The organism is Blautia sp. HCP3S3_C4, assembly GCF_052064095.1.
GTDB lineage: Bacteria > Bacillota > Clostridia > Lachnospirales > Lachnospiraceae > Blautia_A.
Genome location: NZ_JBQHWF010000046.1, coordinates 1 through 1,298, shown reverse-complemented (window position 1 = coordinate 1,298; position 1,298 = coordinate 1). Strand labels below are relative to the sequence as shown.

The 1,298-nt window shown below is 51.8% G+C and carries 1 rRNA gene; it reads right to left on the bottom strand.

The window, feature by feature from the left end:
* Positions 1 to 1,245: ribosomal RNA gene (locus ACTNC6_RS16100) — 23S ribosomal RNA — on the bottom strand; the annotation flags it as partial.
* Positions 1,246 to 1,298: the final 53 nt, after the last annotated feature.

Genomic DNA, 1,298 nt, shown 5'->3' with positions numbered 1-1,298 from the left:
CGGTACTGCTTCTTCCCGCATGCAATGCTCCTCTACCAACCTTTCGGTTCCTTAGTTTCGGTGGCGCGTTTCAGCCCCGGACATTTTCGGCGCAGGACCTCTCGACCAGTGAGCTATTACGCACTCTTTGAATGGATGGCTGCTTCTGAGCCAACATCCTGGTTGTCTTCGAAATCCCACATCCTTTTCCACTTAACGCGCACTTGGGGACCTTAACTGAAGGTCTGGGCTCTTTCCCTTTTGACCGCCCAACTTATCTCGTGCAGTCTGACTCCCGATAATCGATTACGCGGCATTCGGAGTTTGATATTCTTCGGTAGGCTTTGACGCCCCCTAGGAAATTCAGTGCTCTACCTCCGCAAATCTGTATCGAGGCTAGCCCTAAAGCTATTTCGAGGAGAACCAGCTATCTCCGGGTTCGATTGGAATTTCTCCCCTATCCACACCTCATCCCCACCCTTTTCAACGGATGTGGGTTCGGTCCTCCACTACCTCTTACGGCAGCTTCAACCTGGACATGGATAGATCACCCGGTTTCGGGTCTACTCCTACTGACTCTGGCCCTATTAAGACTTGGTTTCCCTACGGCTCCGCACCTGAAGTGCTTAACCTTGCCAGTAAGCGTAACTCGCCGGACCGTTCTACAAAAAGTACGCGGTCGCACCTATAAAGTGCTTCCACAGCTTGTAGACACAGGGTTTCAGGTTCTCTTTCACTCCCCTCCCGGGGTCCTTTTCACCTTTCCTTCACAGTACTATGCGCTATCGGTCACTAAGTAGTATTTAGCCTTAGGGGGTGGTCCCCCTGATTTCCCACAAGGTTCCACGTGTCTCGTGGTACTCTGGATCCTGCTCAGTCTCATCGGCTTTCACGTACGGGGCTTTCACCCTCTCCGGCCGGCTTTCCCAAAACCGTTCTGTTAGCCTCTGAGAATCTTAAATGCAGTCCGTAACCCCAGAATGCACGCACTCTGGTTTAGGCTCCTCCGCGTTCGCTCGCCGCTACTTACGGAATCGAGTTTTCTTTCTTTTCCTCCGGGTACTTAGATGTTTCAGTTCCCCGGGTTCCCTTCCTACAGTTATGTATTGGCTGTAGGATACATGAGGTTTGCTCATGTGGGTTTCCCCATTCAGACATCTCCGGATCACGGGATATTTGCTCCTCCCCGAAGCTTATCGCAGCTTATCACGTCTTTCATCGGCTCTTAGTGCCAAGGCATCCGCCCTGTGCCCTTATTGCTTGACCTTTCGCTTCATCACCCTAGCGTAGGTGATGCGGTCGTTTGATTCTCATTGTTT